Annotated in this window: 8 protein-coding genes; 3 read left to right on the top strand and 5 right to left on the bottom strand. The window is 34.1% G+C overall.

The features are described from left to right. Window positions 1-216: 216 nt before the first annotated feature. The 5 genes from DD829_RS16035 to DD829_RS16015 all read right to left on the bottom strand — a co-directional run bounded on the left by DD829_RS16035 (window position 217) and on the right by DD829_RS16015 (window position 5,737). Entirely contained in the window at window positions 217-1,110 is an 894-nt protein-coding gene (locus DD829_RS16035) for a hypothetical protein (RefSeq protein WP_108410920.1), read from the bottom strand. 100 nt (window positions 1,111-1,210) lie between these two features. Next, window positions 1,211-2,629: a T9SS type A sorting domain-containing protein gene (locus DD829_RS16030; protein ID WP_108410921.1), complete on the bottom strand. Its 1,419-nt coding sequence runs from the start codon at window positions 2,627-2,629 to the stop codon at window positions 1,211-1,213. 80 nt (window positions 2,630-2,709) lie between these two features. Next, window positions 2,710-4,269, bottom strand: coding sequence for a ribonuclease E/G (locus DD829_RS16025; RefSeq protein WP_108410922.1), 1,560 nt, complete (start codon window positions 4,267-4,269; stop codon window positions 2,710-2,712). Between the two features lie 365 nt (window positions 4,270-4,634). Beyond that, the gene (locus tag DD829_RS16020; protein WP_027388329.1) at window positions 4,635-4,925 is read right to left on the bottom strand and encodes an HU family DNA-binding protein; all 291 of its coding nucleotides are present in this window, start codon (window positions 4,923-4,925) and stop codon (window positions 4,635-4,637) included. Window positions 4,926-5,065: 140 nt separating this feature from the next. Beyond that, entirely contained in the window at window positions 5,066-5,737 is a 672-nt protein-coding gene (locus tag DD829_RS16015) for a LuxR C-terminal-related transcriptional regulator (RefSeq protein WP_076392021.1), read from the bottom strand. A gap of 180 nt (window positions 5,738-5,917) precedes the next feature. Between DD829_RS16015 and tssO the strand changes: the two genes are divergently transcribed. From tssO to DD829_RS16000, 3 genes are all read left to right on the top strand, one after another. After that, window positions 5,918-6,454, top strand: a complete 537-nt coding sequence (gene tssO, locus DD829_RS16010) for a type VI secretion system TssO (protein WP_108410923.1) — start codon at window positions 5,918-5,920, stop codon at window positions 6,452-6,454. A gap of 11 nt (window positions 6,455-6,465) precedes the next feature. Next, on the top strand, window positions 6,466-6,993 hold the full coding sequence (locus tag DD829_RS16005) for a type VI secretion system transmembrane protein TssO (protein ID WP_076392025.1): 528 nt from the start codon (window positions 6,466-6,468) through the stop codon (window positions 6,991-6,993). A gap of 62 nt (window positions 6,994-7,055) precedes the next feature. After that, window positions 7,056-7,964, top strand: coding sequence for a PKD domain-containing protein (locus DD829_RS16000; RefSeq protein ID WP_076392027.1), 909 nt, complete (start codon window positions 7,056-7,058; stop codon window positions 7,962-7,964). Window positions 7,965-7,989 lie beyond the last annotated feature (25 nt).

The following is a 7,989-nucleotide window of genomic DNA, read 5'->3' as shown; positions in this document are numbered from 1 at the left end:
ACAAGTTAAATCGAAGATATTTTGGAGAAAAGTTATTTGAAAGGCTGATTATTGCTAATATCACAGCTTTAGGTTAGAAAACGGATATTCAATTAATTTATGAAGAAGATCCTATCAAAATTTACTGTCAAAATAAATTTTATAATTTATTTTATACTAAAGCACTAAAAACTACTATTATTTCACCTCCATGGATTCAGATTTGATCTTTCCGTTTTAATTTATCAGAAGAGCATAGAATTTCGAATTTTTAAGAATACTTTTTACTATTTTTTCTCGGTCTTTTTCAGTTGTTGCATCATACAGTTTCCAATACGGAAGTGTTACATTTCTGTCTAAAAATTTAATGCTGTAAACAGTGTACTTGTATGTGCCGTTCATTTTCTTTTCTGAAATCAAATTTTTAAATGCTTTTTCAAATTTTATTTTTAAATCTTCTTTTGTGTTATTTTTTAAAAGAAGATCATAAGCCTGCTTAATGATTTCAGAATTATCAGCCAAACCATTTTCTATCAATAATGGGATTAAAATATTCAGTGCTTTTTCATTTTCCTTTAGTCCGATGTAACTTTTACTGTATTTTTCTGCTATTAGAATGTGTTCCATTGCATTGGCATTTCCGCAAAAAGGCTGAAAAGGATGTTCATTCGCTTTATCCAGAAATTTTATTGCCTCTGTGAAGTTATTATTTTCAAGTTCAATGTCTGCAAGGCTTTGATAGATTTGATTTAGATATGAATTTAGAGATTGGTTGTCATGCTCTTTGCCGATTTTTTGATCTTCAATTAATTTTAAACAAAAAAGATAGGATTTTTTTGCATCATTATATTGATGAAGACCTTGCTCCTTAGATGCTTTGCCTAAAAATGCTGCAAATAAATATTCAGAATTCGGATAATCCAGAACAAATTGATTGTATCTTAAAAGAATTTCATTTTGAATATGGATAATACTTTTTGAATTTAATGAAACTGTATCAGTTTCATAGATAATTTTATTCAGTAAAGAATCTTCTATTTTAATTATTTTATTTAGGGCTAAAGAATCCTCTTTCTGACCAAAAGCAACAAAAAAAGACAACAATAGAATAAAGGAGAAAATGTTTCTCATTTCAGGTATTAGTTTTTATAATAAGCGTGTAAAATTATGAAAATCAGATCATAAAAAATCTCCGTATTTTTACGGAGATTTTAAATTTTATGCGTTAAAATTAATTTTTGATAAGTTTTTTTGTTAAGATTTTTCCATTTTCAAAAGTGGTTTTTGCAATATAAACTCCTTTTACTAATTCTGAAACATTAGTATTATCGTCTTTTAAAACTTTAACAAGTTTTCCCTCAAGAGAATAAACTTCTATTTTACTTACTTTTTCTTCCGATTTGTAAATTAGGTTTTGCTCTATCGGATTTTCAAAAGATATAGTAAGACTGGTTTTTGTAACGTCTACAGCTGATAATGTTGTAGTATTAAATAAATATTTTACGATACCTCCGCCAATATTTGAAATGATATTATTGTTGTTGACTATTATTTCGTCAACATTAGCAAAAGAACTGTCCGCATAATAACCAAAATCAGAAGCTATTGAGCCGCTTTGAGTGAGTTTTGTGAAAAAAATAGGAGATTCATCTGATCCATAAGGAATATATGGATGAGATGATTGGTTTCCTCCAATGTAATAATGTCCATCTTTTTCAATAATACTTTTTGCCAAAGCAGTGGGATGTATTACAGATAAAGCACAATTAAATGTAGTATCAAGAGTTCCATCCGGGTTAAGTCTAAAAACTTCATTATCGGTAGAGTTTGATTTTGAAATAACGATCTTATTATTGCTGTCTATAATTGCAGTACTAAAAGGAGCAAAATCTAAATTAGATTGTAAAACACCATTATTTCCAAAGTTCATTAGCGGCTGTCCATTCGGATTGAATTTTTCAATGGTGCTGTTACTATAGGGTGAGTTGATTTTAGTAAGACAGATAATATTAGATTGATTATCTAGTACTACAAACGCACCATAATAAAAGTTTCCCTGAATTGCTACGGAACCATTAACTCCGAATGAGGTATCCATACTTCCGTTAGCATTAAGCCTGTAGATAGCAGTAGAATTATAAACGAGTATTTTTCCATTTTGTAAGAGTAGTCCTAAAGAACGACCATTTGTATCACTGTTAAAATCATTAGATATAATAGAGGCTCCATTAGTTCCGAAAGTGGTATCTAGTTGTCCGCTTGGAAGTATTCTGTATACAATTCCTACATTGGCAGAACCGGAAATTCCACCACTCACATTACCGTAACCAAAAATTACAAGTTTTCCATCAGGTTGCATTTTGGATTGACATTGATAGGTGTAATAAGGTAACTGAATTTTTCCATTATTTCCAAAATTCGAATCCAGAATTCCATTAGTGGTAAGCTTATATACAAATGTTTCGTTACCATTCGGGACAGAATAAGATGAATAAATACTGCCATTGGAATCTTGAGTCATAGTCCATGAATAGCTATAATTGGCAACATCAGATAGTCCGTTTGAAGCAAAAGAAAGATCTTTGGAAATAATCTGTGCAAAAGTAAGATGTACTACAGTAAGCAGCACAAGAAATAATAGTTTTCTCATTTGTGTTTAAAATTCTTTTGTGTAATCTGATACAAATATATAAAAAAACCTCTAGTTTTCTAGAGGTTTAAAATTTTGTATTAATTAGAATATCCTATCAATTCTTCTTTATTCGAATTGTAAATTCTGTATTCTAAATATTTAAAAGAATCCCTTGGAATAACGGTTACCCACTTTTTGTATTTCATAAACCATTTCATCTGTATGCTTTTGATTCCTTTCGTAAGGTAAGCTTCCACAAATGGATGTACATGCAGGTAAAGTTTTCCTTTTTCCTTTTGCATAATGGTTCTCAGGGTTTCTTCCATTCTTTCCACGATCACGATCGGAGCTACGATTTCTCCGTCTTTGTTCGGGTTTTCTTCTTTGGTGTCGATCTGTTTTTCCGGACGGTTTCTTTGTCTGGTAATCTGTATCAGCCCGAATTTACTCGGCGGAAGAATCTTATGGCGGGCTTTGTCTCGCTTCATTTCTTCTTTCAGATGTTCGTACAGATCTCTTCTGTGCTCTGCGTTGGGCATGTCGATAAAATCGATTACAATAATTCCACCCATATCACGGAGACGCAGTTGTCTTGCGATCTCGGTTGCTGCCATTTTATTCACCTTTAAGGCGTGTTCTTTGTTTACGGCAGCTCCGGTTGTGATGTTATTTCCGGAGTTTACGTCGACTACGTGAAGCGCTTCTGTGTGTTCTATCACCAGATAAGCACCTTTTGAGCTTGGGATATTGACGTGTTTTCCAAAGCTTTGTTTGAGCTGTTTTTCAACATTGTAATATTCCAGAAGAGGAATATGGGAATCGTAAAAATGGACAATATTTTTCCTTTCCGGAGCGATAACTTCCAGGTAGTTTTTCATTTCTTCCACCATCTGTTCGTCGTCGCAGGTAATGCTCACGAAATCCTGGTTGAAGTTGTCTCTTAAAATAGCTGAAGCTTTATCATCTTCGCTTAAGACTCTGGACGGAACTTTATTTTTCTGTATATTTTTGAAGGTTGTTTCCCACTTCTGAATCAGCTGATTCATGTCATTGTGCAGGTCTGCAACTTTTTTGCCTTCGGCTACGGTTCTTATAATAACCCCGAATCCTTCAGGCTTGATGCTTTCGATTAAGGTTCTCAGTCTCTCTTTTTCTTCAAAGCTTTTTACTTTCTTGGAAATCGAAACTTTGTTATCGAAAGGAATAAGTACCAAAAAACGCCCTGTTAAAGAAACCTGAGTGGAAATTCTCGGTCCTTTGGTAGAAATGGGTTCTTTGGTAATCTGAAGCAGAACAAGATCGTCTTTGGCGATTACCTTGTCTACGGTTCCGTTTTTGTCTATTTCGGGTTGTATCTCGAAATTTTTTAAGCTTGAAGTATTCTGTTTTTTGGAAATGGTATCTCGTAAAAATTTTCTGTACGTAAGATACTGTGGTCCCAGATCCTGATAATGCAAAAAGGCATCTTTTTCGTATCCGATGTTTACGAAAGCCGCATTAAGGTTAGGTGCCAGTTTTTTTACTTTCCCAACAAACAAATCTCCAACTATAAAATCGCTTTTGTCCTCTTGCTCATGAAGTTCACATAGTCTTCCGTCTTCCAGCAGTGCAATCTTTGTAAGATCATCCTCATGCGAAACTATTAGTTCTTTCTTCATTTTGTTGTAAGATAAAATTGTTAAGATTGTAGGAAAAGAGTGTTTTTTTCATCAAATAAATTTTAACCTTAAGTTAAGCATAACAATTGAATGAATGATAATTTTTTTGATAAAATATAAAACGTTCTTTTCCTTAGACATCTTATAGTTGCAAAACAAAATATAGTCGGTGAGGCTTTAAAATTTAAAATCACCAACTATATCTTTATATTGTAAATCTCGAGAAAAAGAGATTATTTCTTCTTATGTCTGTTCGCTCTTCTTCTTTTCTTTCTCTTATGAGTTGCAACCTTGTGTCTTTTTCTTTTCTTTCCGCTTGGCATAATTATAATTTTTTAGTAACTAGTTAATATTCAGTTAATGTCTTATTTTACTGTAACTTTCGTTTTTACTTTCTCCACAAAAGATTTTGATGGTTTGAAAGCAGGAATGTTATGAGCAGGGATTTCAATGGCAGTATTTTTAGAGATGTTTCTTCCTGTTTTTGCTGCTCTTGTTTTAATGATAAAAGATCCAAAACCTCTTAGATAAACGTTATCTCCATTATACATAGAAGTCCTGATTTCTTGCATAAATGCCTCTACAACTTTCTGTGTTTCATTCTTTTCGGTTCCCAACTTATTTGAGATGGTGTTTACCAATTCTGCCTTTGTCATTTCCTTATTTTAATTTTAAATTTTAGGTGTGCAAATTTAGTTAAAAAAATTGAATATTAGCAAATTAGTGGTAAAATATTTTTTGATAAGAGGTTGAGAACTCAGTATTTATTCTGTATAGATGTCGTCGTAAGTCACGATTACATACTCGAATTGTAGTAGCCATTCTCCACGCAGAAGCGGATGAGGTGCAGTTTTGTCTTCAGTCCGAGCTTTTCAGTAAGGCGGTTAATGTACGTGTCGATTGTTCTCGTGCTGAGATTCAGTTTTTCTCCTATCTCCTTGTTACTGAAGCCTTCATAGCAGAATTTCATCAGTTGGATTTCTGTAGGAGAAAGTTCTTCCTGGCTTTTTTTCTGGCGGTTCATATAATCCATTACCGCTAAAGGCTGCTGTTCCCACTGTTTCGTATAGGCTTCATAATCGAAGCTGTCTGAGGTTATTTTTCCTTTGATAATTTCTTTAATAATCGTACTTTTTTTCTGGCAGTAAAAAGTATTGGGAATTTTAGAAAGAATTTCCGCCATATCTTCCTGATACGTTCCGGAATACGTAATAATCGGGGTTTCAGAATCGCTTTTCCGGATGTATTTAATGGCTTCCAGCCCGCTGAGAACAGGCATAAAAAGCTCTACAATAAATACATCTTCCTGCCTTCTGTAATTCCTGCTGATCAGTTCATGCCCGTTGTTGCAGTCGTTCAGCAGCATGTAGAACGGATTTTCCGTCAGCGTTTTGATCATTATTTTTTTAAAATAAAAATCACTGTCGGCAATAGAAAATCGCACAGTATTGGTTAATATTTTGCTCACTTTTAATATCGATTTGGTGGATGATAATTAAAATTCAGATCACTAAATTAGGAAAATATGCTGAAAGTGAAAATTAATCTTAATTTAATTCAAAAAATAGAATTATTTAAGGTAAAAACTTAAATTTTGTGCATAAATTATTTTTTTATAATTTCACAGAACCAAACCAAATCACAAAATATGTCTTCGATCAGGGAGAAAAAATTAAACAAAGCAGACGTTAGGGTAGGCATTTGGAAATTTGTTCTATCATTCATTGTCTTATCAGGTGTATCCTTCATCTGTGTCTTTTTCTTTTTTAAAAGCTATGATATCCAGCGGGAAGGAATCAAAAAACAGGCGGATGACTACCGCGAACTGCTCACCAGAAGCGACCTTCTCAGAATTCACGTCGACAGCATCCTGTATCGTATGGATCAGCTCGACATCAATAAAGTGGATAACGATATTTTCCTCCGCAACTACATTATGGATAACGTAAGAGATGCCAAAAACATCATGGGAAAAGACAGTGCCGACAATTTTAAGCATTATTCCATCCTCATGAAGCAGATTGAGCCGATGCTTGCACTGAAAAACCAGATCGTGAACGTTTCCTACAAAGAGCAGAATGCTTTACGGGATCTCAGCGAATGCCGCGGTAAAGTAGGAATTGTAAGCCATGAACTCAGGGTAGATCCTACAAGAAAATTTTCGGGAAGCCGACGAAGAAGATAAAAACTAAAATTATGCAGGGACAAATCACACTATCGAAAAAAGAAAGGCATTATCAGTTTTTATATTTGATCTTAATGCTTTTTGCAGCGCTTATTTTTCTGGCAATTATCTTTTTAAAAGGTTTTGAATCTCCGTTTTCAGACGAAGATATGATCTCGGTACAGAATCTTGAAGAAAAGGCAAAATTCGATCAGAAGCAGAAATTTTCCTACAAAACCTTAGACAGCACATTTTCTATGATCAATAAGCTGACAGACGAATCGCCGCAGCCTTTCGTGGAAAGCAATATCATGTACGGAATTAACGACGTTGCCAATTACTTCCAGAACGGAGACAATATTTCAGACATCAGAAAAGATGCGTATCCGCAGATTGCGAAATTTTACAAAATGTATTTCAACGACAAAAAAGTAATTTCCAGCAAAACGGAAAACATCAAAAGCTTCGAAAAACAGTTTGAAGAATGCTCTATAGGTTTCAAAGAAAAGAAAAGTCAGCTTTTTCAGCGGGAAACAGCTTTAAAGGCACGGACTCAGTAAATTTTAAAATCCTTTTCATAAGACACACCAAATAAAACACACACATCACACAATCATTAACTATGAATTATTTTCAAAAAAACAAAAAAAACATTATCATCGGTGTTATTGCAACGCTGCTCATTGCAGCACTGGTTGCATTGTGGCTGCAGAAGAAGGTAATACACTCCGCAGATGATATTGTAGGGGTTGTTTATCCCTCTTCCCTGAAAGTAGGAGACACCCTTTTGTTTGAAGACAAAACCCAGTTTGCGAAAACCAAAAAATGGATCTTCGGAGACGGAACTTCAAGCGATAAAAACAGCGGCTTCCACTTTTACAACAGACCGGGATATTATCAGGTAACGTTGATTATTGATAATAAATATTCCAAATCTTTTCCTGTAATGGTTTCCGCGAGATCAATTCCCAAGCCCGTAGATTCTGCAAAAACAAGAACTTTAATCGACGCACAGACTCAGGCAATGCAGTTTGAAAACGTACAGTTCCGAGCGATTTCCGATGCCAAACAGTTTACATGGAAGTTCGGTGAAACAGGAAACATCGATTCTAAAGATAAAATGGCAATCTATTCTTACAAAAAACCGGGAGATTATGTCGTAACACTTTACACAGACGAAAGCGCGGAGCCGATTCTTCATCAGATTAAAATTCTTCCCGCTTATGATGCGCTTGAAGAAGAGGTAAGTGTAGAAGATGCTTATGCTAAAATTGATAATGATTTTAAATATCATCTTCAGCAGATCGCCAACGGAAACAGCTTCAATATGCACTATAATTATTTACTGAGAACCTATTTGTGCAACAATGAAAATACCGTGGTAAAAGTAAGCGACAGCAAAGTCAATAACTTTTACATGTACTGTGCAGGTCTTCAGTTTGATAAAAATATGGTGATCCAGACCGTGAAAGTGAACTTCGATGATGCGCAGAACTGCGTAACCAAAGTTGATATTAACCAAAGTAAATAATTTTCCGTTCAGAATTTTTTTTGAA

This window comes from Chryseobacterium sp. HMWF035 (genome assembly GCF_003094695.1).
Classification (GTDB): domain Bacteria; phylum Bacteroidota; class Bacteroidia; order Flavobacteriales; family Weeksellaceae; genus Chryseobacterium; species Chryseobacterium gambrini.
Note: the sequence above shows the minus strand (reverse complement) of the source record. Positions and strands in the feature narration are given on the sequence as shown.

Bases quoted from the DNA above. Each gene is read 5' to 3' on its own strand.
- DD829_RS16020 (WP_027388329.1), bottom strand. From the start codon at position 4,925: ATGACAAAGGCAGAATTGGTAAACACCATCTCAAATAAGTTGGGAACC.
- DD829_RS16000 (WP_076392027.1), top strand. From the start codon at position 7,056: ATGAATTATTTTCAAAAAAACAAAAAAAACATTATCATCGGTGTTATT.
- DD829_RS16005 (WP_076392025.1), top strand. From the start codon at position 6,466: ATGCAGGGACAAATCACACTATCGAAAAAAGAAAGGCATTATCAGTTT.
- tssO (WP_108410923.1), top strand. From the start codon at position 5,918: ATGTCTTCGATCAGGGAGAAAAAATTAAACAAAGCAGACGTTAGGGTA.
- DD829_RS16030 (WP_108410921.1), bottom strand. From the start codon at position 2,629: ATGAGAAAACTATTATTTCTTGTGCTGCTTACTGTAGTACATCTTACT.
- DD829_RS16035 (WP_108410920.1), bottom strand. From the start codon at position 1,110: ATGAGAAACATTTTCTCCTTTATTCTATTGTTGTCTTTTTTTGTTGCT.
- DD829_RS16025 (WP_108410922.1), bottom strand. From the start codon at position 4,269: ATGAAGAAAGAACTAATAGTTTCGCATGAGGATGATCTTACAAAGATT.